The 21,520-nt window shown below is 65.9% G+C and carries 23 protein-coding genes; 10 read left to right on the top strand and 13 right to left on the bottom strand.

What is annotated here, in order from left to right; all coding sequences use genetic code 11:
* The first annotated feature begins 214 nt into the window (after positions 1-214).
* The 10 genes from MnOB_RS25625 to MnOB_RS25580 all read left to right on the top strand — a co-directional run bounded on the left by MnOB_RS25625 (position 215) and on the right by MnOB_RS25580 (position 11,718).
* On the top strand, positions 215-1,576 hold the full coding sequence (locus tag MnOB_RS25625; protein ID WP_077527356.1) for a hypothetical protein: 1,362 nt from the start codon (positions 215-217) through the stop codon (positions 1,574-1,576).
* Positions 1,577-1,615: 39 nt separating this feature from the next.
* Positions 1,616-3,835, top strand: coding sequence for an Ig-like domain-containing protein (locus MnOB_RS25620; protein WP_077527355.1), 2,220 nt, complete (start codon positions 1,616-1,618; stop codon positions 3,833-3,835).
* A gap of 10 nt (positions 3,836-3,845) precedes the next feature.
* Positions 3,846-4,316, top strand: coding sequence for a curlin (locus MnOB_RS25615; protein WP_077527354.1), 471 nt, complete (start codon positions 3,846-3,848; stop codon positions 4,314-4,316).
* Between the two features lie 53 nt (positions 4,317-4,369).
* Entirely contained in the window at positions 4,370-5,752 is a 1,383-nt protein-coding gene (locus MnOB_RS25610) for a curlin (RefSeq protein WP_077527353.1), read from the top strand.
* A gap of 44 nt (positions 5,753-5,796) precedes the next feature.
* Positions 5,797-6,093, top strand: coding sequence for a hypothetical protein (locus tag MnOB_RS25605; RefSeq protein ID WP_077527352.1), 297 nt, complete (start codon positions 5,797-5,799; stop codon positions 6,091-6,093).
* Between the two features lie 706 nt (positions 6,094-6,799).
* Positions 6,800-8,581, top strand: coding sequence for a phospholipase effector Tle1 domain-containing protein (locus tag MnOB_RS25600; protein ID WP_158713860.1), 1,782 nt, complete (start codon positions 6,800-6,802; stop codon positions 8,579-8,581).
* Between the two features lie 17 nt (positions 8,582-8,598).
* Positions 8,599-9,252: a DUF2931 family protein gene (locus MnOB_RS25595; RefSeq protein ID WP_077527350.1), complete on the top strand. Its 654-nt coding sequence runs from the start codon at positions 8,599-8,601 to the stop codon at positions 9,250-9,252.
* A complete protein-coding gene (locus tag MnOB_RS25590) occupies positions 9,252-9,911 on the top strand; it encodes a DUF2931 family protein (protein ID WP_077527349.1) in 660 nt (219 codons plus the stop codon). The genes MnOB_RS25595 and MnOB_RS25590 overlap by 1 nt, the downstream gene beginning before the upstream one ends.
* Positions 9,911-10,570, top strand: a complete 660-nt coding sequence (locus MnOB_RS25585) for a DUF2931 family protein (protein ID WP_077527348.1) — start codon at positions 9,911-9,913, stop codon at positions 10,568-10,570. Before MnOB_RS25590 ends, MnOB_RS25585 begins: the two co-directional genes overlap by 1 nt.
* A gap of 749 nt (positions 10,571-11,319) precedes the next feature.
* Entirely contained in the window at positions 11,320-11,718 is a 399-nt protein-coding gene (locus tag MnOB_RS25580; protein WP_077527347.1) for a transcriptional regulator, read from the top strand.
* Positions 11,719-11,739: 21 nt separating this feature from the next.
* On the opposite strand, the gene MnOB_RS25575 is transcribed toward MnOB_RS25580, so the two are convergent.
* The 13 genes from MnOB_RS25575 to MnOB_RS25515 all read right to left on the bottom strand — a co-directional run bounded on the left by MnOB_RS25575 (position 11,740) and on the right by MnOB_RS25515 (position 20,974).
* On the bottom strand, positions 11,740-12,048 hold the full coding sequence (locus tag MnOB_RS25575) for a hypothetical protein (protein ID WP_077527346.1): 309 nt from the start codon (positions 12,046-12,048) through the stop codon (positions 11,740-11,742).
* A gap of 77 nt (positions 12,049-12,125) precedes the next feature.
* Entirely contained in the window at positions 12,126-12,971 is an 846-nt protein-coding gene (locus MnOB_RS25570) for a CsgG/HfaB family protein (protein WP_077527345.1), read from the bottom strand.
* Between the two features lie 27 nt (positions 12,972-12,998).
* A complete protein-coding gene (locus MnOB_RS25565; RefSeq protein WP_077527344.1) occupies positions 12,999-13,400 on the bottom strand; it encodes a curli assembly protein CsgF in 402 nt (133 codons plus the stop codon).
* The gene (csgE, locus tag MnOB_RS25560) at positions 13,397-13,789 is read right to left on the bottom strand and encodes a curli production assembly/transport protein CsgE (protein ID WP_077527343.1); all 393 of its coding nucleotides are present in this window, start codon (positions 13,787-13,789) and stop codon (positions 13,397-13,399) included. The genes MnOB_RS25565 and csgE overlap by 4 nt, the downstream gene beginning before the upstream one ends.
* Positions 13,786-14,274, bottom strand: a complete 489-nt coding sequence (locus MnOB_RS25555; protein WP_077527342.1) for a type II secretion system protein — start codon at positions 14,272-14,274, stop codon at positions 13,786-13,788. The genes csgE and MnOB_RS25555 overlap by 4 nt, the downstream gene beginning before the upstream one ends.
* Positions 14,261-14,635 (bottom strand): type II secretion system protein, encoded by a 375-nt coding sequence (locus tag MnOB_RS25550; protein ID WP_077527341.1) that lies wholly within the window; start codon positions 14,633-14,635, stop codon positions 14,261-14,263. The genes MnOB_RS25555 and MnOB_RS25550 overlap by 14 nt, the downstream gene beginning before the upstream one ends.
* A 2-nt stretch (positions 14,636-14,637) precedes the next feature.
* The gene (locus MnOB_RS25545) at positions 14,638-15,108 is read right to left on the bottom strand and encodes a type II secretion system protein (RefSeq protein ID WP_077527340.1); all 471 of its coding nucleotides are present in this window, start codon (positions 15,106-15,108) and stop codon (positions 14,638-14,640) included.
* A 3-nt stretch (positions 15,109-15,111) separates the two neighbouring features.
* A complete protein-coding gene (locus tag MnOB_RS25540) occupies positions 15,112-16,932 on the bottom strand; it encodes a type II secretion system protein GspD (protein ID WP_077527339.1) in 1,821 nt (606 codons plus the stop codon).
* Complete coding sequence (locus MnOB_RS25535) at positions 16,929-17,426, bottom strand: secretion system X translation initiation factor (protein ID WP_077527338.1); 498 nt, start codon at positions 17,424-17,426, stop codon at positions 16,929-16,931. The genes MnOB_RS25540 and MnOB_RS25535 overlap by 4 nt, the downstream gene beginning before the upstream one ends.
* A 2-nt stretch (positions 17,427-17,428) precedes the next feature.
* Positions 17,429-17,980: a GspMb/PilO family protein gene (locus MnOB_RS25530; RefSeq protein ID WP_077527337.1), complete on the bottom strand. Its 552-nt coding sequence runs from the start codon at positions 17,978-17,980 to the stop codon at positions 17,429-17,431.
* Positions 17,967-18,512 (bottom strand): PilN domain-containing protein, encoded by a 546-nt coding sequence (locus tag MnOB_RS25525; protein ID WP_077527336.1) that lies wholly within the window; start codon positions 18,510-18,512, stop codon positions 17,967-17,969. The genes MnOB_RS25530 and MnOB_RS25525 overlap by 14 nt, the downstream gene beginning before the upstream one ends.
* A gap of 1 nt (position 18,513) precedes the next feature.
* Positions 18,514-19,305, bottom strand: a complete 792-nt coding sequence (locus MnOB_RS25520) for a hypothetical protein (protein ID WP_107504133.1) — start codon at positions 19,303-19,305, stop codon at positions 18,514-18,516.
* Positions 19,286-20,974, bottom strand: a complete 1,689-nt coding sequence (locus tag MnOB_RS25515; protein WP_077527335.1) for a GspE/PulE family protein — start codon at positions 20,972-20,974, stop codon at positions 19,286-19,288. The genes MnOB_RS25520 and MnOB_RS25515 overlap by 20 nt, the downstream gene beginning before the upstream one ends.
* Positions 20,975-21,520 lie beyond the last annotated feature (546 nt).

The raw sequence follows: 21,520 nt of genomic DNA, 5'->3' as shown, positions 1-21,520 counted from the left end.
CCCCCACCACCCCCAAATTCACCCAGTTGTGGGGAGCCTCCCCCACCTCGGCGACCTGTTCGGCGGACTTTTTTGTAACGGCCGTGAGCCAGATACGACGCGGCTTTGCGAGGTGATTTCGAAACACTGGCACGGTCGTTGCGAAGGGCCGATCAGCCAGCCTGTGACGACGCGATTCCGCAGGGAGGCGCCCACATTGCAAGAGGAGACGCTCATGCAACGCACATTCTCCAAGGCCACCACCTCGTTCCTCCTGATCGTTGCGGCAGACCAGGTTCCTGCTGCCCTATTCGATGTCGACCGTGGGGAATACCTCCCCGAGCTCGGCTACTTCGCCGCCTGGTATCAAGACACCCACGGCCGCACCCTCGACCTCTGCCTGTCGAAGACTGTTAGCTCACGGGTAGCCGGCGCCCCTGGCGCTCCTAGCTACATGTGCTCGCTGCTGCCGGAACCAGGCGTCTTCAACGACGCACTGCCGTTGGTGTTCCCCACCAACTTCCCGCCGGAAGCCTTCTGGTTCACCGCCGACGCCGCCATTGCCGATGCGGCCAGTGGTATCGACCTGTCGTACGGGGCCGCCATCGAAGCCGCATTCGCCGTTGAAGAACCCGCGGATGGCGATCAGATCAGCTTCGCCCGTATCCGCATCCGGGTGGATGTCCCCACCATTGGTACCTACACCATCACCCACCCCTATGGCGTGGAAGTCTTCGAAGTGACCGCCGCCGAGTTTGGCACCGATGGTGGCCGGGCGATCAACATGACCCGCGACATCGGCATCGGCGCGCCGAAGACCTATGACGGCGCCCTGGGTGGCGACATCGGCCCGTTCCTGCGCAGCGTCAACGGCCCCTACATCGAGGTGAACCCCGAAACCAGCGCGACCGAGCGCTTCATCGGCGACCCCAACCTGACCGAGCCGGTCACCGGCAGCCCGTTCAACACCAACTACGTGCGCATCCAGGGTCCCGGTGGCATCGACGTGCAAACCAACCTGTTCGCCATCTCCGGCAAGCTCTCCGATGTGCAGCGCCCCACCCCGGTGATCGTCCAGCGCTCGACCTACTCGCGCGGCACCGGTGAAGCAGGCGCCAGCGCCCAGCAGGACGTCTTCGTGATGGCGCCACCACCACCCGGCACCGCGAGTTATGACGACGCTGGGGGAACCGCAGTGGCCATGACCGAGGCCAACTCCACCGGCAACTGGTACGGCCAATCCACTGGCAATCCCTCGACGCCGGCCAGCGTCACCATCAATGCCGAGAACAGCATTGCCATCCCGGAAAGCACGCCGACCACCGTCAGCGCACCGCTGGTGGACCTGGTGCGGATCCAGAGCGCCGAGTACAGCCTGACCTCCGGCCAACTGACCGTGGTGGCCAGCAGCAGCGACGAGACCTCACCGCCCGCGCTCACCGCCACCACCAGCAGCGGCGCGAGCATCGGCTCGCTCACCGGCGACGGCGCGACCAAGACCCTGATTACCGGCGTCACGCCCACGCCTCCGGCGACGGTCACCGTCACCTCGGGCAGCGGCGGTAGTGATACCGAAGAAGTGGTCATCCTTCCCTAAGCGAACCCAGAGCCGAGCGCTCAAGCGCCAGGAGGCAACATGAATAAGTGGCCCTGCCTGCTTCTCACTACCCTGGGTCTCGCCGTCGAAGGTATCGACATGGCGGAGGCCGCCCTCGAGGCGGTCCACCCAGGCCCTTACACCGCATCCACCGGTTACTTCCCACAGTGGTACCAGGACAGCGACGGCTTGAGCCTGGAGCTTTGCCAATCCAAGGCACTCAGCCCCACCGGCGGCTACATGTGCACCCTGCTGCCGGAACCCGGCCAGTTCGATGACCTGCAGCCGATGGTCTTCCCCAACAACTGGCCCAGCGAGCTGTTCTGGTACATGGCCGAGGCCAACATCCCGGCCAATGCCGCCGGCTACGAGCTGGAGGTCTACACCGCCGCCATCGAGGCCGCCTTCGCTCTGGAAGTCCCCCGCGTCGGTGACCAGCAGGCCTTCGCCCGCATCCGCATCCGTGCCAATATCCCCGTGCCGGGCACCTATATCGTCACCCACCCCTACGGCCAGGAAACCTTCACCGTGACCCCGGCGCAAGCCGCCGACAGGGGGGGCCGTCGCGCCATCAACATAACTCGCGATATCGGCATCGGCGCTCCAGGCGTCTTCACCGGTGCCCTCAACGGCGACGTCGGTCCCTTCCTGAAAGGCCCGGGTTATCCCTATCCGGCCTCCAACCCGGAAACCGGGGAAGCAGAGCAATTCATCGGAGACCCCAACGTCCCCTCGCTTGTCACGGGTAGCCCGACCGGAAACAACTTCGTCGAGATCAAGGGCCCAGCAGGCACCATCAGCACCAGCCTGTTCTCGGTCTCTGGCAAGGTGTTCGACTCCCGCGCCGCCACCCCGGTGGAAATCGAGCGGGCCAGCTACCGACGCACCAGCCAGGGCACCCGCCTGGAGGTGTTCGCCAACGGTCCGGCCAACTCCGAGTTCTGCTACCGGGAAACCCTGGAGTTGGTGACAGGGGGCACCAAGCCAGCCTGTCTGACGGACATGGACAACGACGGCAGCGGCTACTTCTTCGCCCAGAACCCGTCACCGTCCGTATTGCCGCCCTTCGTGGTGGTAACGGGCACCGACCCGGCCAACGTCACCAAGCCGACCTCGATTTCCCGTGAAGTCACGGACGTGGTGAAAGTCAGCACTGCTCGTTACAACTGGGCCGATCACTCGCTGACCATCGAAGCCAGCTCCAGCGATGAGACGCAGATCCCCGATCTCGCCGCACAGGGCTTCGGTCGCATGACCAAGGCCGGTGTCCTGCAGACCCTGCGGGTGACTGACCTGTCCCAGCCACCAGCCGTGGTCACGGTGAAGTCCGCCGCGGGCGGTGCCGATACCGAGCCGGTGGTCGTCGTCGGCACTGCGCCAGCGGAAGTGCCAAACCAGCCGCCGGTGGCGTTGAACGACAGCGCCAGCACCAGCTTCGGCGTACCGGTGACCATCAGCGTGCTGACCAACGACAGTGATACCGACGGCGACGTGCCGCTGAGCATCACCGGCCTGAACCCGCCCGCCCCCGGCTTCGGCACCGTGGCCATGAGCGGCAGCGCCAGCGTCGTCTACACCCCGCCGCCGGTGGTCAACAGCCCGCTCACCGCCACCTTCACCTACCGCGCCCAGGATTTACGCGGGATGGAGTCGGCGCCGGCGACCGTCACCGTCACCGTCAGTCCCAACCAGCCGCCTGTGGCCATCGCCGATACCGGCGCGACCCTGGGCGTACCGCTGACCCTGAACGTGCTGACCAACGACAGCGATCCGGAAGGCAGCGCGCTGACCGTGGTCAACCTCACCCAGCCGGCCCGGGGCACGGCGAGCACCAACGGCACCACCATCACCTACATCCCGCCGGCCAATGTCACCGCCGCCTTCACGGCCACCTTCGCCTACCAGGTCCAGGACGCCTTCGGCGCCCTCTCCGCCCCGGTGAGCGTGAACGTGCAGGTATCGCCGCCACCAGCCGCCGCGGAGAACTTCACCGTCGCCACCAACGAGTTCACCCTGCGCTCCAACAACCGGGTGACCTGGGCCCTGGACGGCACCAGTTCAGTGACCGTCGGCAACAGCGTGCGGGTCCAGGTGACCACCACCACCGGCCTGCTGGACCTGGGCTCGGTCGTGGTGCCGGCAAGCGGACGCTGGCGGATGTCGGTGACCACCACTGGCGCGGTTCCGACCGCAGCCCCGACGGCCACCATCACCACCTCGCAGGGCACGGTACGCACCGTCACCCTGGTTCCCCGCTAGGAGCCTGGCCATGAATACCGCCGTCCTGTCGCGCACCGTCCTCCTCCTGGTCCTCGGGCTCGGAAGTGGCGTGCCGCAGGCGGCGGACCTGATGGAGAACTTCGACCTGGCCGGTGGCAATACCGACCTCACCAGCCCGCAAGGCGCACCGCTGGACCAACAGGCCCTGGTGCGTCAGCTGGGCGAAGCGAACGTCGCACTGCTCACCCAGAACGGCCAGTCGCTGCTGGGACAGATCATCCAGAACGGCAGCGACCAGGAGGCCTACATCCTCCAGGAAGGTGTGCAGAACCTGGCGTCCATTTCCCAGCAGGGCACGGGCAACCAGGCGTTCATCTCCCAGAGCGGCACCAATAACCGCGCCGGCATCGACCAGGTCGGAGCCGACAACAGCGCATCCATCGTGCAGTCCGGGGACGGACTGAACAGCAGCGTTACCCAGTATGGAAACGGCCTCAGCGTGCAGGTGATCCAGCACTGAAGGCGAACTCACGATCCAACGACTCGCGGGGACCGTCCCCAGGAGGCAACACCATGTTCCAGTACAAACCGCTTGCCGCAGCAATCCTGGCCCTGGTCAGCATCCAGGCCTTCGCCGATAACAGCCAATCGACCCAGACCCAGAGCGGCCTGGAAAACGTCGCCGAGGTGCTACAGGCCGCTGCGCCGTCCAGCACCGCCACCCAGGACCAGACCGGCGATGGCAACAACGCCTTCGCCGACCAGGCAGGCGGAACCGGTACCGTCTCCCAGACTCAGAACGGCGAGTACAACGCCTCCACCGCTGTGCAGAACACGGAAACTCAAAGCGATGTCACCCATATCCAGGAAGGCGAATGGAACCTTGCCCACAGCGAGCAATGGTTCAACGAGAACAGCCACGCCAACGTGACCCAGAATGGCAGCGAGAACGACGCGTTCAGCTTCCAGGACAGCCAGATCGGCAGCACGGTCAACATTACCCAGACTGATCAGCAGAACATCGCCGACGCCGAACAGGCATTCGGCACCGACAACACCACCACCATCAACCAGAGCGGCACCCACAACCAGGCTGCCACCTGGCAGACAGACCAGACCGGCAGCCGCGTCGAGGTCCAGCAGTCCGGCAGCGACAACGAGGCCTACATTGACCAGACCGGCCCCGGTCTCGACAACCAGGCGGTGATCTTCCAGAGCGGCGACACCGGCTACGCCGAGATCTGGCAGACCGAGCAGGACGGCAGCCTGGCCACCATCGACCAGGGCGGCGGCGAGTTCAACGAAGTGATCGTCGACCAGAGCTACGGCTCCGGCAACGTCGCCACCATGACCCAGACCGGCAACGCCAACGCCGCGTGGGCCGACCAGTTCGAATCCAGCGACTCCACCAGCACCATCACCCAGACCGGCGACAGCAACCTCAGCCTGACCTACCAGAACGGCGTGAGCCTTAGCCTGACCATCGACCAGAACGGCAACGACAACAACGTCTATGCCAGCAACTGGCAAGGCGCCCAGGAAGGCGGCCAGTTCGGCCAAGACCAGACCGTGGCGCTGACCCAGAACGGCAACGGCAACACCGCCAACTTCACCCAGGAAGGCAACTTCAACGAGCTGTACTTCGACCAGACCGGCGACGACAACACCCTGGTGGTCGCGCAGAGCGAAGGCGGCAACGTGGCGGAAGGCTCCAGCGAAGGCATCGGCAACAACGTGGAAATCGACCAGTCCGGCAGCGATAACCTGAGCCAGGTGTTCCAGAGCGCAGGTGGCGGCAACAGCGCCATCGTCAGCCAGGCCGACATGAACAACATTTCCGTCGTCACCCAGGTGGGCTGGGACAACCAGGCCTCGGTCACCCAGAGCAACTTCAACCAGAACTCCGTCATCGACCAGAACGGCACCGGCAACAGCGCCATCGTCGTCCAGCAGTAATCCCCCGATACCGCCGCCCCTCCGTGGGCGGCGGTCTTTTTCCCATGCTCCTCGCCGCCCTGCTGGCCAGCGCCAGCCTCCAGCTTTCCTCCGATGGCACCGGCCAGGCCGAAGTGCGCCTGTGCTTCGACAACCCCACACCGGCCATCCGCTACGAACTCCAGGTCACCGCGCAAGGCCCGGCCGGCCGCAGCCAGTCCCGCCAGAGCGGCATCGCCGACCGCCCCTGCCCCGTGCAAAACCGCCTCAACCTGCCCGCCGAGACGCGAGTGAAAGCCCGGCTCAGGTGGTGGGTCGACGGGGTGGAGCAGGAAGAGCGGGTGGAGTGGGTGGAGTTGTAGAAGGCAATCCCGCCGGGCTTCTCCTTGTGGGGGCGAATTCATTCGCGAAGCAGGACACCGTCCTGCCCAACAGACTTCCAGCCAGCCTGGAACCGCCCTCACCCCCAGCCCCTCTCCCGCAAGCGGGCGAGGGGTGACTCTCGCCTGCACCGCCCTGCCCACACGAGCGCTACACCTTGTGGGAGCGAATTCATTCGCGAAGCTGGACGCAGTCCTGCCCAACAGACTTCCAGCCAGCCTGTAGCCACCCTCACCCCCGGCGCCTCTCCCAGAGGGCGAGGGGTGACTCGCGCCTGCACCGCCCTGCCCGCACGGGCTTCCACTTGTAGGGGCGATTTCAATCGCCAAGCAGGACGCAGTCCTGCCCAGCAGAGTCCCAGCCAGCCCGATGCTGCGCTCCCCCCGGCCCCCGCCCTGCGCCCCGGCCTGACTACGAACCCTGTAGGGGCGAATTCATTCGCCAAGCAGGACGCAGTCCTGCCCAACAGACTCCCAGTCGGTCTCGCACTTCCCCCGTCCTAACGCGGCCCGCCCCTGCCGCGACAGATTGGTCTGCTGTCGAATCTGAAGTTCCAAGCCCCGAACTCCCAAACAGCGAAAACCAGACCATTCCCATAGCGCGTTCAGCCCGCATCACGCCGCCAGGGCATCACGCCTGTGCAAGCCTCGCTCCTCAACCATGGAGCCTCACAGGAAGCACAGCGCAATGGACAGGTTGGTCAAACGGTCGATCTTCGACCCCGTCAACGAGGACCAGGTGGAGGATCCTTTCTTCGCCGTCTCCAAAGTCGATCGGGCATTGGACGAGCCCTGGCAACTACCCGGGCTCGAGCGACTGCTCAGCGAATGCGGCATCGATCCCAACGACAGGCAGGAGGAATACTGTCGGAACCGGATTCTCGAGCAAGTTCGCAGCGGCGACTGGCTTCTCATCAGCCGGCGTCCATTCAAGCCTCTGAGCGGAAAACGGCACTCCGTGACCGACGACCTGGCCTGGTTCGGCGCACCGGTTTCCGCCCCGCCCGCTCCTGCCGAGCCCAAGCTACCGCCCGACTGGAAGCCCTTCACGCATACCCCAAAGGCCAAACTTCGCATCGCCTTGCGCATCGGCGTGTTCTTCGACGGCACCTACAACAATGCCGCCAACGCCGCCCTGGGCCTACTCTGCGGCGCCCAGCACGCCATCACCGAGGACGACCTGGACGCCAGCTGCAAGCCCTATATGCGCGACCCGGAGAGCAGCTATGGGAATGGTGTGACCAATATCAGGCTGCTCCATGACCTGTATCCCGAAACCCGGAGGCTGCCGGCCACAGCCAAACAGGGCTATCGACGTATCTATGTCGAGGGCAGCGGCACCCGCGCGGGTGAGGAGGACAGTCTGTTCGGCGCAGGCACCGGGCGTGGCGCCACTGGCGTGGCGGGAAAGGTGCAGCAGGCCTTTAAGGATATCCGAAGGGTTTGCTACGACTTCATCGACGAAAACACCGACTATGAAATCGAGTCGCTGACCTTCGATATCTTCGGTTTCAGCCGAGGCGCAGCAGCGGCCCGGCACTTCGCCAACCAGATCGCCAAGGGCCGCAATGGCCCCCTGGGCATGCTGTTCCCCGATACCAGCGGCACCTTCAGCAACGACCTGCGCGGCCGTTACGGCCACGGAGTGCAAGTAGCCGTTATCGGCCTGTTCGACACCGTGGCCTCCACCGCGGGCCTTGCCAACCTGGGCAATGTGCGCAGCGCCAGCACCCCGGGCCTGCAACTCTACCTGGCACCTGACCACTTCCCGACTGTGGTGCATCTAGTGGCGCGGGATGAATACCGCGCCAACTTCGCCCTCAACAGCACCGCGCCCGAGCACCGCGAAATCGTTCTGCCTGGCGTCCATGCCGACCTCGGGGGCGGTTACCTGGCCGAAGCGGAGGAGTCCCTGCTGGTCAGCCCCATGCAGGCGCTGGACGTTCCCTTGCACACCGATGTGCGAAGCACCTCCATCCACCGCGATGCCGAGCGGGCCCGGGACGCCTGGCTGGCCAAAGACTGGCCAGCCCACATGCTGACCATCGTCATCCCCGAGGCCCGGCCGCTGCCACTCGATCCGGCTGACCGCCTGGCCCCACCACGCAAACGCGTCTATGCCGCCCTGCAACTGAAGCGCTCCGTGCGGGGCGAACTGTCGCGGGTCTACCTGCGGCTGATGCATCAATTGGCCCGGCAGTACGGCGTAAGGTTTAACGCCATCGACGAGCATGATCCGCAGCTGATGCTGCCCGCCGATTTGCAGCCCTTCTGCGATGACGTTCTGGCCGGCGACTACAGAACCACCCCCGCCACAGAGCGGTTGTTGCGACTGCACTACATCCACTGCTCGGCCCACTGGAACCCACCTGTAAGCCTGCAGGGCCGGACCCCGCGCACGGGGGTCGCCTTGACCTTCATCAATGCCCCCACCGCCAATGGCCGGCGCGTGCGTCACCCCCATGCCTAGCACAGGAGCCTGATTCGATGCGCCATTTTCTTCTGATAGGCCTGCTGCTGGTCGGCGGCTGCCAGTCCATGGACCCGCTCTCCGGCGCCCAGGACGATCACAACCCCTGGTGGAGCCTGGGTTTCGCTCATCCGGCCTATATGAAGGTCTGGGTCGAGGACAGCGCAGTCGTCGATATCCGCGGCCGTCTGTTCCGGAATACCGGCCGGGGAATTGCCGCTGGCGATGAGCCGGAGGATGGCACCGAGGCCGCGCGCGGCTGGCGCGGCGGAGCCGGCCCCAGCGGCGTCGCGGTGGTCGGCGCAGATCTGCCCCGACACATCTACGTGCGCTGGCAGTCCATCGTCGAGCCGCAGACCTACCGCGCCTGGGTGGACATCCCGGAGGAAGCGCGTCAGATCATGCGTGACTCCATTGCCTGGCGCTGCCCACAGAAGCCAGACAGAGTCTCACGTTACCGAGCGTCGCTCTATCTAGGCCTAGCTCCGGGCGGCATCATCCAGGTCTGGGTCTATAACCGCTGCTACCGGTCGGTCAAGGTGGCCCGCGCCAAGGCCGAGGTAGAGCCCCTTGGGCCACATCTGGGCCAGTCAGGCGGTCACTACTATCCCCTGTCGGACGCTTCCGAACGCTATATCGAACGCTTCGGCATTCCTTACGGGAGCTGGTGATGCGTACTTTCCTTACCCTGCTGGGCCTGCTGCTGGTCAGCGGCTGCCAGGCCATGGACCCGCTCTCCGGCGCCCAGGACGATCACAGCCCCTGGTGGAGCCTGGGTTTCGTCCAGCCGGCCTATATGAAGGTCTGGGTCGAGGACAGCGCAGTCGTAGATATCCGCGGTCGTCTGTTCCGGCATACCGGCCGGGGAATTGCCGCTGGCGATGAGCCGGAGGATGGCACCGAGGCCGCGCGCGGCTGGCGCGGCGGCGCCGGCCCCACGGGAGTCGCCGTAGTCGGTGCGGACCTGCCCCAGCGCATCTACGTCCGCTGGCAGTCCATCGTCGAGCCGCAGACCTACCGCGCCTGGGTGGACATCCCAGAGGAAGCGCGGCAGATCATGCGCGATTCCGTGGCCTGGCGCTGCCCGGAGAAACCCCAGAGCGTCTCACGCTACGATGCCACGCTGTACCTGGGCCTGGCCCCGGGCGGCATCATCCAGGTCTGGGTCTATAACCGCTGCTACCGGTCGGTCAAGGTGGCCCGCGCCCAGGCCGAGGTGGAGCCGCTGGGACCGGATCAGGGACGTAACGAGGGACGCTATGCCTACAAGCCCAGCGAAAAGGCCAAGCGCTATATCGAGCGCTTCGGCATTCCTTACGGGAGCTGGTGATGCGTACTGTCCTTACCCTGCTGGGACTGCTGCTGGTCAGCGGCTGCCAGGCCATGGACCCGCTCTCCGGCGCCAATGATCCCCATGATCCCTGGTGGAGCCTGGGTTTCGTCCAACCCGCCTATATGAAGGTCTGGGTCGAGGACAGCGCAGTCGTCGATATCCGCGGTCGGTTGTTCTGGAATACCGGCGGCGGCACGGCCGCTGGGGATGAGCCGGAGGATGGCACCGAAGCCGCCCGCGGCTGGCGCGGTGGCGCCGGCCCCACGGGAGTCGCGGTAGTCGGCGCCGACCTGCCCCAGCGCATCTACGTTCGCTGGCAGTCCATCGTCGAGCCGCAGACCTACCGCGCCTGGGTGGACATCCCAGAGGAAGCGCGGCAGATCATGCGCGATTCCGTGGCCTGGCGCTGCCCGGAGAAACCCCAGAGGGTCTCAAGCTACAAGGCCACGCTGTACCTGGGCCTGGCCCCGGGCGGCATCATCCAGGTCTGGGTCTATAACCGCTGCTACCGGTCGGTCAAGGTGGCCCGCGCCCAGGCCGAGGTGGTGCCCCTGGGGCCGGACCAGGGACGTAATGAAGGACGCTATGCCTACAAGCCCAGCGAGAAGGCCAAACGCTATATCGAGCGCTTCGGCATTCCCTTCGGGAGCTGGTAATGCGCGCTCTCCTCACCCTCCTGGGCCTGCTGCTGGTCGACGGCTCCCAGGCCAAAGCCCTGTAGGGGCGAACTCATTCGCTAAGGGGTGCGCAGCTACCCATGGGGCTGTTCGCGAGCAAGCTCGCTCCTACCAATCAGTGATCGCTTTCCGGCACTTGCGAGGGTGGATAAGAAGAGCGTTATCCACCCTACAGAGCCTCCCAGCCAACCTGAAGTCACCCTCTCCCCCGGCCCCTCTCCCGCAAGCGGGCGAGGGGTGATTCGCGCCTGCACCGCCCTGCTCACGAAGGGTTTCTCCTCGTGGGGGCGAATTCATTCGCCATGGGCTGCGCAGCAGCCCCGTAGGGTGGACATCGCTTTTCATGTCCACCAGGCGGAGTTCAGCCTGGCCTCGCGATGGTGGATAAAAAGAGCGTTATCCACCCTACAAATCCTCCCCAACCGACTTCCAGCCAGCCTGGCACCTTCCTCACCCCCGGCCCCCGCTCTGCGCCCCAGCCTGATCGCTTCGCGCTCAGTCGTTCATCGGCACCGGAAGCAGTGCTTCCGAAAGCGTGCCTCTTCACCCCAGAGGGCGAGGGGTGACGCGCGCCTGCACCGCCCTGCCCACCTGGGCTTCACCCTGTGGGAGCGAATTCATTCGCGATGCAGGACACCGTCCTGCCCCACCTACCACTAACGCCATTCACCCGAACCCCACTCCATTCCCGGCGGTCGCAGCTTCACAGACACCCGAGGAGCGATGCCATGAAACGCCACGATTGGGAGATGCTCGAACTGCTCCTGCACAAGGTCCAGGAATCCGCCCACGTCGCCTACGCGCCGCGCGAGTACGTCGCCGAGCTGGTTGAGGACCGCCAGGCTGCAGGCCGGGCGGTAGGTGGCAACCTGGATCAGCTGAAAATGCAGGCGGCAGATTACGAGTCCCTGCTGTTCAACAATGGTTTCATCGAAAGCCGCCCCGAGGACCAGGGAGGCAATGGCGAGAATTTCGTGCTCACGTCGCGCGGCGTGCGACTGCTGGAGCTGATCAACAGCCGCTTGCCCGCCCACCTGCAGTATCGGCAGATGCTCGATGCGCAGGGGGAATCGGCACTGGAGCCGGGAGTTTTCGATCACATCGCCACCCAGGCGGCTCGCGCCTGAGCGACGTTGCTGCCGCCGGTATCAATAGACCGGCGGCGCTTCCGGCAAGACTTCCGGATCAGGGATGTAGGGCATCGCCCAGGGGTCCAGGTTGCGACCTTCGCGCTGCAGGTCGGCGCGGGCCTGGGCGATCACCCCGGCCAGCCGCAGCGGGTTGGCGTACTGGGTGCTCTGGATGTTCTCGATGGACAGGACCTGCTGCCCGTGCAAGTCATGGACCGTGAAGCTGAAGCTGTCGTCCGCTTCGTTGCTCCTGACCTTGCAGCCGTAGGGTACGAAGGCTTCGCTGGTCAGGCGCATGGCGGTGTTACGGGTGATAGGCGTGGTCATGGCGGGCTCTCGCTGGGTAGTCACACAAAGGTTGACCACCCGTACGTGGCAGCGGGTTCCGCCCTGACGACGGAGGGTCAGTGGATGGACACCTGCGCCCCCATGTATTTCTTCAGCGAGGTCTGTTCCACCGGTTCGTTCCCGGCCGCCGACCACAGCCGGCGTTCCACGCCCTGGGCGATCAGGTGGGCGACGGCGGATTCGATGGCGGAAAGCACGCAGAGCTGCGCCGGTTCGTTGGTGGTGTAGCCAGCCTCGGCTTCCAGCAGCTCCTTGAACTCGATGAACTTGAAGACGCTGGCGTTCTGCCCCACCGAGTAGATGGTCTTGGTGGTCATCACGTTGGCCAGCACCGTGCCGCTGCGCACATCTACCGCCCGCAGGTTCACCGAGACCTGGTCGACCCGGTACTCGTGGGAGGCGCCGATGCCGAGATAACGGGCGCCTTCACCGCCGCTGCGCACGTTGGTGTCGTAGGCGATGATGCCGCCTTCGAGCAGCAGGTTGGCAGCCTGCAGCGGCGGCAACTGGGTCTGGATATTCGCCGGCGTGTTGGGCTTGTTCTGCGAGGCGCGGATGATCTTGCGCTCGGTCAGCACGTTCTGCAGGCCCTCGCGCTCCAGCACCATGAACCAGCCGCTGGCCTGCAGCGCGTCCACCAGCATGCTCGCCGCACCCTGGGTGACGCTGGTGGAGAAGGAGCTGGCCGGGGTCGGCTTGTATTGCCCAGTCTGGTCACGGAAGCCGTACACGGCCGCCACCAGGCGGCCCTTGGGCCGGGGCAGGTTCAACAGGTCGTAATAGGTCGAGGCGCGCGGGGTCAGCGTCGGGGTCTGGCCCTCGGTATCAGCCGACATCGGCTGGCGCAGGCCGCAGCCTTGCAGGGTAGCGAGCAGCAGGACCAGCATCAGCACTCTGTTCATGGTGGTGGCTTCCTGTCGATGCCTGGATTAAGGGAGCAGGCCGTTGACGACGACTTCCGAAACTTCGCCGGTGGCGCGATCAGTGATCTCGATGGTCAGCTGCCCCCCGTCGTCGATCATGTTGATGACGAAGGACTCGGTGGTGAGGCTGCCGGTATTGCCTTCCTCGATATTGGTCAGCAACTGCGACAGCAGGCGTGATTCCAGCGTACTGGTGAAGCGCTCCAGTGCACTCTGCCGGCTCGCGGTGGAGCGGGAATCCGGATCATCGTGATCGTTCTGTGCCTGGGCGTTGTTCAGCAGCCAGGTGCCATTGAGCGGGTTGCCGCCGAACGCAGGGTTGACCGGCGTGTACACCAGTTCGGTCGCCTGGACCGTTCCGACCAGGCCGAACCCGAGCAGCCACAGGGCAAGTCTGTTCTTGTTCATAGTTCGTCCCTCTCCATGTCGTGTGTGTCTTGCAGGAGGCGTTGCAGCTTCGTTTGGGCAATGGCCTCCAGCACCAGGTCTGCCGCTGCGTAGGCAGTGGGTTGCAGTTCTGCGGTGTTGGGCGGGAGAAATTGGCGGTAGAGCACGCGTTGCTCGTACTCCACCCAGATCAGGCTGCCCCAGCGGGCATCGGGGCGTTCGCGCACCACCAGGTTGAAATCCAGCTTGCTGGTATCGCGCAGGCGCTCACTGAACGAGCGGTAGAAGTCGTGGCCGATGTGGGAAATGGTGTAGTCGACGATGAAGCCCATGATCTCGTCTTCATCGGCGCGTGCCGCGCCCAGGGCGCAGCACAGGACGAGAACGGCCAGCAGCGGTGCGCGGTTCATGGCGTGGCCCCCGCTGGCGTGTTTTCCATGAAGGCCTTCTCGGCGACGAAGCGCCAATCGGCGAAGCTGCCCGTGCCCTCGAACTCCACCCATTGCGCGGGGAAGTGCGCCTGTTTCAGCGGGCGCTGGCGGGACTGGCTGTAGACGCCGGCGATACGGCCATCGAAGGAGCGGATCACGCCCCAGTCGGCGCTGCCGGTGATGGGGTCGGAATAGAGCTGCCGCAGGTGGCGGACAGGCTCCGGGAAGCGATTGTCTTCCAGCAGTTCGTCCAGGCTCGCCGGGTATTGCGCCACGCCCGGCGAGGCCCGGTAGTAGCTGCGCAGGGCCTGGGCGTACTGGCTGCCGACCCAGAGCAGGTCGCGCTCACGGGCGCGCTGGCTGCTGGTGGACCAGAGCTGTCCCGCGCCGGCCAGTGCCATCCCCATCAGCATCACGAGGAAGAGCACGCCGAGGTAGGTGAAACCCTGCTCACCAGTCCGCATAGAGGCTCCCGTCCCGCGCCCGGCCGGGGGCGCCGCTCTTGACGTCGTAGACGCTGCCCGGCGCGCCTTCCGGGGGTGGCAGTAGCACCCACAGATCGCTGCGCTCGGTCATCGGGTCCTGTGGCAGGGCGCGCAGGTAGCGCTGGGCAACCAGCTCCTCTATCGAATCAGGATAGCGTCCGGTGTCTCCGTAGAACTGGTCCAGGGCCTCGCGCATGACCGAAAGGCTCTGCCGCAGCGTGGTCTCCTTGGAGTTCTCCAGGCTGGAGAAATAACGCGGCACGGCAATGGTCATCAGCGTGGCGATGATGGCCATGACCACCAGCAGTTCGATGAGGGTGAAGCCCTTCTGCCGTGCCATCTTCACCACTCCCGGTAAGGCGTGCCGTTGAGGCCGCGGCCGGCAGCCATGGAGTAGACGTCGAACACGTCCACGCCGGGGCGCGGATCGTCCGCTGGGCTGGTGTAGGCGCGCAGGCCCCAGTTTTCCTCGGGCTCCAGGCGGGCGTCGGCGAAGGGGTCGCGGGGGATGCGGCGCAGGAAGTAGATGCGCTCGCCCTTGATGCTGCGCAGGTCACGCACGCCGTCCACCAGCGCCTGCAATGACGCCGGGTAGCCGGAGTTGGCGGCGGATTTCTCGATATGCCCGGCATCGGCCGCCAGCTTGTACGCATCGATGGCGTCGCGGATCTCGTAGAGCGCGGACTTGAGCTCTTGCTCCTTGCCGCGCTGGATCACGGTTTCCGCCAGCGGTGCGGCCATGCTGGCGAGCAGGCCGAGGATGGCCATGGCGATCACCAGTTCGATCAGCGAGAAGGCGGCCTGGCGTTGCATGGCTCAGGGCCTCCCGCTGATGGGGGCGGGGCTGACCACCACCGCCGGTGCATCGGGCAGGTCGACGCCCAGGGCTTCCACCGGGCCGCGCACCGTCGGTACGCGCATGCTGCTCTCGGTACCCGACGGGAACTCCATGTCGTAGGGGCTCTGGTACGGCAGGTTGCGCACGATGCGCGGGGTGATGGAGAGCACCAGCTCGGACTTGGCGAGCTGGTCGTTGTTGCTGCCGAACAGCCGGCCGATGCCGGGGATGTCGCCCAGGCCGGGAATCTTGTTGCCGCTGTTGGACTGGTCGTTGCGCACCAGGCCTGCCAGTACCTGGGTTTCGCCGTCACGCAGGCGCAGGGTGGTCTGGGCGTTGCGGGTGTCCACCTGGACCGGAATCGTGCCGTTCTGGGTCGGGGTCAGCGGCGTGGCGTTGCTCACTTCCAGCGCGACCTTGATCGCCACCTCGTTGTTCAGGTGCACCGTGGGCTGCACTTCCAGCTTCAGGCCGACGTCCAGGTAGGTGATGCTCTCGGTGATCACCGGGCCCTGGGTGGAGGGCACCGAGGTGGCGCTGACGATGGGCACCCGCTGGCCGATGTGGACGCGGGCCTGCTCCTTGTTGCTCACGCGGATCACCGGGCTGGCCAGGGTGTTCACGTCGTTGTCCTGGGCGTTGATCTTCAGCTGCGGGGACGGCGAGATGCTGATGCGGCCCGAATCGATGCCCTTGAGCTGGTCGAGGATGGTCACCGGCGAGCCGTCGTCATTGATCACACCGAAGGTGTTGGGCCATTGCAGGCCGAGGTCGAGGATGCGCTTGCGCGAGACCTCCATCACTTCCACTTCCAGCACCACCTCGGGGTTGGACTGATCCTGGGCCTGGAACAGCTTCTCGGCCATGCGCACGGCGTCGGGCGTATCGCGCATGGTCAGGGTGTTGAGGCGCTCGTCGATGAATACGTCGCGGGTCTTGAGCAGGGTCTTGACCAGGTTCATCGCGGTCGCCGCATCGGTGTTGGTGAGGTAGAAGGTGCGCATCACCAGGTCCTGGTAATCCTTCAGCTTCTGCGGCGAATCGGGGTAGACCACGATGGTGTTGTCGTTCACCACGCGCTGGTGCAGCTGGTTCTGCTGCAGGAGCAGCTCGACCGCATCCTCGATCGGCACTTCGCGGACGAAGATGGTGGCCTTGAGGTCCGGGCGCACATCCTTGTCGAAGATGAAATTCAGCCCCGAAGTCTGCGCCAGCACTTCGAAGATCACCTTCAGGTTGGCGTCGCGGAATTCCAGAGTCACCGGCCGGTCCAGGCGCGAACGCAGCTGCGGATAGGGCACGGCGGAGCGGGCCTGGACCACCTCGATGCTGCGTTGCAGTTCGCGGGCGCCTTCATGCTCCGGGTCAAGGGCGAGGATGCCGCGCGCCTGGCGCGAGGCGCCGACCACATCGCCCCGGCGCAGGTCGGTCTGCCCCTGGCGCAGCATGTCGCTGATGTTGCGCTGCTGCTCGATCACATGCAGGCCGTCCAGCGCCCGCTGGTTGTGCTTCTCGATCCGCAGCACCCGTTCGTAGTTCAGCCGCGCAGTGGCGAAATCGCGCTGGGTGCGGGCCAGGTCGCCATCGCTGAGCAATGCCTTCACCGCCCGGGCGCGCTGGGTGGTCACGGCCATCTGCGCGCTGACGTCGTTGGGCGACTCGCGAGCGGTCTGCTCCAGCCTGGCCAGGCCTTCCTCGAACTGGCCGGCATCGATCAGGTCCAGCCCTTCACGCTGGGCCAGGTTGGTGGCGCAACCGGCGAGCAGCACCAGGGCCAGGCAGCAGGACAGGCGGTTCATAGCGAGCTCCCCACGACCAGGGTCTGGGCGATATCCAGGGGCAGGTAGACCAGGGTCATGCGCTCGGTATCGATGCGCTGGACCTTGTAGGTCTTGTCGATCAGGTCGCCTTCGCGCACCACCAGCACCTGCTCGCCGCGCATCAGGAAGACCTGCATCTGCTGGCGGTCATCCATCTTGCCGATGAACTTGAACGGCAACGGCGGCGCCGTTGGCTTCGGTGGCGGAGGCGGCGGTGCGGAGGCCATCGCCGGGGGCGGCGGCGGGGCCACGTACCAGCTCTGCACAGCGAACAGGTCGGCCGCCGGTACCGCGACTTCCGCTACCACCGGCGTGACCGGAGCGGAGGCCGGCGCGGCGGTATCGGGTAAGGCCGCCAGGCGCTGCGGGCGCGGCATGGCCATGGGTTCGGCCTGCTCGCCGAAGAACTCAGGAACCACCGCCAGGACGGCGGCCGAGCCGAGGAATGCCAACCAGAACAGACGGCGTGCCATGGTCACCTCGCCAGATACAGGGTCATGCGGATACGCCCCTCGAGTTCCGAGTCGGCAATCTGCTTGCGTTGCAGGTCCACCTCTTCCAGGGCCAGGGCCGGCAGTTGCGCCTGCAGGCCATGGAGGAAGCGGCGCAGTTGCGGGTAGCTGCCGCGCACGGGCAGCAGCACCTGGTAGCGCGCCAGGCGCGTCTTGGGATCGAGCCCGAGGGCATATTCGCCACGGGCCAGCGAGATGCCCTCCTCCCTGGCCAGGACGTAGATGCGGTCGATGGCGCCGGTGGCGTCCAGTTGTGCCGGCAGGTTGCGGCGGAAGTCTTCCAGCTGGGCCGATGAGGCGTCGCTGGCCGGTTTGGCTGTGACGGCGGTGGGGGCCGCCGCCAGTTGCGCGCGGTCGGCGGCCAGTTGCTGATCCAGGTTCGCCAGCGCTTCGCGTGCCGGCAGCAGGCCGAACAGGGCGTAGCCCAGGGCCAGGACCAGCAGCGTGCCGCCGACCAGACCCGGCCAGCCGAGGCGACGGGCCTGTTCGATGAGGATCAGCCTAGGGACGTGCATCCTTCACCCCCCAGTTCGCCAGCAGGTTGAAGCGGATGGGACGCTCGGCCTGTTCGGTGACCATTTCGTGATTGAGCAGCGAGACATCGCTCAGCGCGTCGCTGGCTTCCAGATCCCGGTGGAAGGCCAGCATGGCCGGCAGGTCGCGCGCCTCGGCGGAAATGCGCAGCTGGCCCTTGCGGGCATCGGGGGTCAGCGACAGCAGGGCGACGTCCTTGCGCGACTGGGCTTCGAGCGTGGCGAACAGGCCATCCCAGGGCAGGTTCATCTGCGCGGTGATGCGGCGCAGTTCCGCTAGGCTGGCCGCGCGGGCCTTCTCTTCGCCCGCCGAGAGCGGCGCATGGCGCAGTCCGCGTTTCTGCAATTGCTGGTCGACGCGCTGCAATTCGGCCTTGCGGGTTTCGGTCTCGTTGCCGATGCCATGGTGCGCACCGAGCATGAGCACGGCCATCAGCATCCCGCCCCCCAGGAGCAGCCAACCGGGGATGCTGGAAACGGGCTTGTGCTGGAAGTCGAGATCGATCGGGCGCATGTCAGTTCACCGTCATTGCCATGGCGTGCAAGGGGTCCTGGTACCGCCCTTCCGACAGTTCGGCGTCGAGGCGGGCGACTTCTGCGGCGAACTGGCCGGCGCGTCCCGGGGCATGCAGGAAGAAGCCGGCCGGAGCGTCCTGCTCCAGGCCACGGAGTTCGCCTTCGCGGGCGATCAGGTCATTCAGTGCGGCGTCGCTTTCGTCCAGCGCCACCGAGCGCACGGTGGCCCAGCGACCGTCACGTACCAGCAGCAGGCTGCCGCGTCCGGGCTCGGCCACGAGGAAGAGAAAGTCGTCCATCGACAATGCCGCGCGGTAGCGGTTGAAGGCGGCAACCAGGTAGGGCTGCACCGAGGCGAGCTGCAGGCCATTACCCTTGGCCAGGCTGCGCAGCTGGGTGAGCAGCTCGTCCGGCATGGCGGCGGCCAGACGCGGTTGGCCAGCGGCTTCCGGCGCCAGGGACAGGCTCCAGCCGTCGCCCAAGCTGCCGTAAATGTCCTCGAAGCAGAGGCGCGCGTAACCGGCCAACTCCTCGGGGGTGTTGATGGCCTCGCTCCAGGGCACCAGGCAGAAGCGCGTGTAGTGGCTGGAAAGCAGCACCTTGAGCATGGCCCGCCCCGGCTTGCGTCCGGCCAGCAGGGTTTCCAGCGCGGCCACTGCGGACGGCCAGGCCAGGCCGCCGACGGCGTCAAAGGCAGCGCTGCCGAGCCACTCGCGGTCGCGGCAGCGCAACAGGCCCACGCTGTGGGGCCCGAACACGGCGGTATAGGCCTCAGGCCACAAACGTGACACGGTTGATCTCCTCCAGCGTGGTGCGGCCTTCGCGGACCAGGTCCAGGGCCGAGGTACGCAGCAGGCGCAGGCCGCGCTTGACGGCCAGTTCCTTGATGCGGCTGATGGGTTGGCGCTCGATGATCAGTTGGCGCAAGTCATCGTCCAGGCGCAGCAGTTCGGCGATGGCGGTCCGCCCGCGATAACCCGTGCCCCGGCAGCGTCCGCAGCCCAGGCAGGTGATGAAGCGGTACTGGTGCGCGCTGGCGGGGTCGATGCCCGACGCCAGCAGTTCTTCTTCACCCGGCTGCATGGCCTCGGCGCAGCTCGGGCAGGCCAGGCGGATCAGGCGCTGGGCCAGCACCGCATTGAGCGCCGAGACGAAGCTGTAGGGGTCCACTTCCATCTGGCTGAAACGGCCGATCACATCGAACACGTTGTTGGCGTGGATGGTGGTGAACACCAGGTGACCGGTGAGCGCCGACTGCACGGCGATCTGCGCGGTATCGGGGTCGCGGATCTCACCGACCATGATCTTGTCCGGGTCGTGGCGCAGGATGGAGCGCAGGCCACGGGCGAAGGTGAGGCCCTTCTTCTCGTTCACAGGGATCTGCAGCACGCCGGGAAGCTGGTACTCCACCGGGTCTTCGATGGTGATGATCTTGTCCACGCCGTGGTTGATCTCGGTGATCATCGCGTACAGCGTGGTGGTCTTGCCGCTGCCGGTGGGGCCGGTGACCAGCACCATGCCGTAGGGCTCCGAGGCCAGCCGGCGCAGGCTGCGCAGGGTGCCGTCCTCGAAGCCCAGGGCCTCCAGGCGCACGCCGTGGACCTGGTCTGCCAGGTCCTGCTTGTCGAGCACCCGCAGCACCGCGTCCTCGCCGAAGATGCTCGGCATGATGGAGACGCGGAAGTCGATCTGCCGACCATTGATGCCGATCTTGAAGCGCCCGTCCTGAGGCACGCGCTTCTCGCCGATATCCAACTCGGCCATCACCTTCACCCGCGAAATGACCTGCTCGGCCAGCTCCGCGCCGGGCACCCGGCTGCCGCCGCCCAGTACACCGTCGATGCGGTACTTGATGGACAGGCCGCTGCCGGTCATGCCGAGGTGGATATCGCTGGCATGCAGCTTGAGAGCGTCGTAGAGGGTGGAGTTGACCAGTTTGACCACCACACTGGCGTCTTCGCTGATGCGCGCCAGGGAGAGGGTTTCCAGGGCCTCGCTTTCCTGCACGTTGCCAGCACCCGCCTGCAGGGAATCGACGGCGTGGAAGCTTTCTTCATGGCGTTCGAGGTAGGCCGCCAGCTCGCGCGGATGCACCAGGTAGAGATGCGCGCCCTGGCGCTGCTCTTCGATCCAGGCCAGCCGCGACTCGTCGAAGGGGTCGGCGAAAACACCAAGGGTTTCGCCATCCAGCTCCAGCAGGACGAACTCGCGTTTCAGGGCCAGTGCCAGCGGAACCCGCTCGAAGCAGGGCGTTCCACGGCTGAGGGCCTCGAAGGCCAGTACCGGGTAATGCAGGGTGTTGCCCAGGCGCTGGGCGAAGGTATCGGGGGAGAGGTTGGCCAACTCATCCAGGGCATCCACCAGGCGATGACCCAGCTCGTCCGAACGCTTGCGTGCAGCGCGCATCAGTTCGGTATCGAAACGCTCCGGTACAGGCTGCGTCAGAAGCTGGCTGTCCATGGTGGTACCTCCAGGGGCCATGGCGGTCCGGTGCTGCCGGAATCCGCCCTTGCCTGGACATACGCATGCATCGTGCCAGCCGACTGGCTGGCCGGAGGGGCTTCTAAGTCGCTGATTTGCAATGGGGGTGATTTCCCCGCCATCGGGGGTTCCCCCAAAACCGGGGGAATGGCCGATGTCGGCCAGTGGCTATCCCCAGAAGTGGGGAAGGCCTTTCATGGGAGCCCTGCGGGCTCTTTCGCGAATGAATTCGCTCCCACAACAACAGTGCGTAGGGTGGATGTCGCTCTTTACATCCACCAACGGTGCCCGATAGAGCCGCCGATGGTGGACCGGTGAAGCGTGGTCCACCCTACGGGGCTGCTGCGCAGCCCTTGGCGAATGAATTCGCCCCTACAAGAGAAGCCCATTGACCGCACGGAGCCGCAGGCGCGAGTCACCCCTCGCCCTCTGGGGTGAAGAGGCACGCTTTCGGAAGCACTGCTTCCGGTGCCGATGAACGACTGAGCGCGAAGCGATCAGGCTGGGGCGCAGAGCAGGGGCCGG

This window comes from Metapseudomonas resinovorans (genome assembly GCF_002003485.1).
Lineage (GTDB): Bacteria > Pseudomonadota > Gammaproteobacteria > Pseudomonadales > Pseudomonadaceae > Metapseudomonas > Metapseudomonas resinovorans_D.
Note: the sequence above shows the minus strand (reverse complement) of the source record. Positions and strands in the feature narration are given on the sequence as shown.

Coding starts and splice junctions, on each gene's coding strand:
- MnOB_RS25575 (WP_077527346.1), bottom strand. CDS start 12,048: ATGACCACGCCTATCACCCGTAACACCGCCATGCGCCTGACCAGCGAA.
- csgE (WP_077527343.1), bottom strand. CDS start 13,789: ATGAACCGCGCACCGCTGCTGGCCGTTCTCGTCCTGTGCTGCGCCCTG.
- MnOB_RS25615 (WP_077527354.1), top strand. CDS start 3,846: ATGAATACCGCCGTCCTGTCGCGCACCGTCCTCCTCCTGGTCCTCGGG.
- MnOB_RS25625 (WP_077527356.1), top strand. CDS start 215: ATGCAACGCACATTCTCCAAGGCCACCACCTCGTTCCTCCTGATCGTT.
- MnOB_RS25540 (WP_077527339.1), bottom strand. CDS start 16,932: ATGAACCGCCTGTCCTGCTGCCTGGCCCTGGTGCTGCTCGCCGGTTGC.
- MnOB_RS25545 (WP_077527340.1), bottom strand. CDS start 15,108: ATGCAACGCCAGGCCGCCTTCTCGCTGATCGAACTGGTGATCGCCATG.
- MnOB_RS25605 (WP_077527352.1), top strand. CDS start 5,797: ATGCTCCTCGCCGCCCTGCTGGCCAGCGCCAGCCTCCAGCTTTCCTCC.
- MnOB_RS25590 (WP_077527349.1), top strand. CDS start 9,252: ATGCGTACTTTCCTTACCCTGCTGGGCCTGCTGCTGGTCAGCGGCTGC.
- MnOB_RS25530 (WP_077527337.1), bottom strand. CDS start 17,980: ATGCACGTCCCTAGGCTGATCCTCATCGAACAGGCCCGTCGCCTCGGC.
- MnOB_RS25565 (WP_077527344.1), bottom strand. CDS start 13,400: ATGAACAAGAACAGACTTGCCCTGTGGCTGCTCGGGTTCGGCCTGGTC.
- MnOB_RS25580 (WP_077527347.1), top strand. CDS start 11,320: ATGAAACGCCACGATTGGGAGATGCTCGAACTGCTCCTGCACAAGGTC.
- MnOB_RS25610 (WP_077527353.1), top strand. CDS start 4,370: ATGTTCCAGTACAAACCGCTTGCCGCAGCAATCCTGGCCCTGGTCAGC.
- MnOB_RS25555 (WP_077527342.1), bottom strand. CDS start 14,274: ATGCGGACTGGTGAGCAGGGTTTCACCTACCTCGGCGTGCTCTTCCTC.
- MnOB_RS25525 (WP_077527336.1), bottom strand. CDS start 18,512: ATGCGCCCGATCGATCTCGACTTCCAGCACAAGCCCGTTTCCAGCATC.
- MnOB_RS25550 (WP_077527341.1), bottom strand. CDS start 14,635: ATGGCACGGCAGAAGGGCTTCACCCTCATCGAACTGCTGGTGGTCATG.
- MnOB_RS25535 (WP_077527338.1), bottom strand. CDS start 17,426: ATGGCACGCCGTCTGTTCTGGTTGGCATTCCTCGGCTCGGCCGCCGTC.
- MnOB_RS25570 (WP_077527345.1), bottom strand. CDS start 12,971: ATGAACAGAGTGCTGATGCTGGTCCTGCTGCTCGCTACCCTGCAAGGC.
- MnOB_RS25585 (WP_077527348.1), top strand. CDS start 9,911: ATGCGTACTGTCCTTACCCTGCTGGGACTGCTGCTGGTCAGCGGCTGC.
- MnOB_RS25595 (WP_077527350.1), top strand. CDS start 8,599: ATGCGCCATTTTCTTCTGATAGGCCTGCTGCTGGTCGGCGGCTGCCAG.
- MnOB_RS25515 (WP_077527335.1), bottom strand. CDS start 20,974: ATGGACAGCCAGCTTCTGACGCAGCCTGTACCGGAGCGTTTCGATACC.
- MnOB_RS25620 (WP_077527355.1), top strand. CDS start 1,616: ATGAATAAGTGGCCCTGCCTGCTTCTCACTACCCTGGGTCTCGCCGTC.
- MnOB_RS25600 (WP_158713860.1), top strand. CDS start 6,800: ATGGACAGGTTGGTCAAACGGTCGATCTTCGACCCCGTCAACGAGGAC.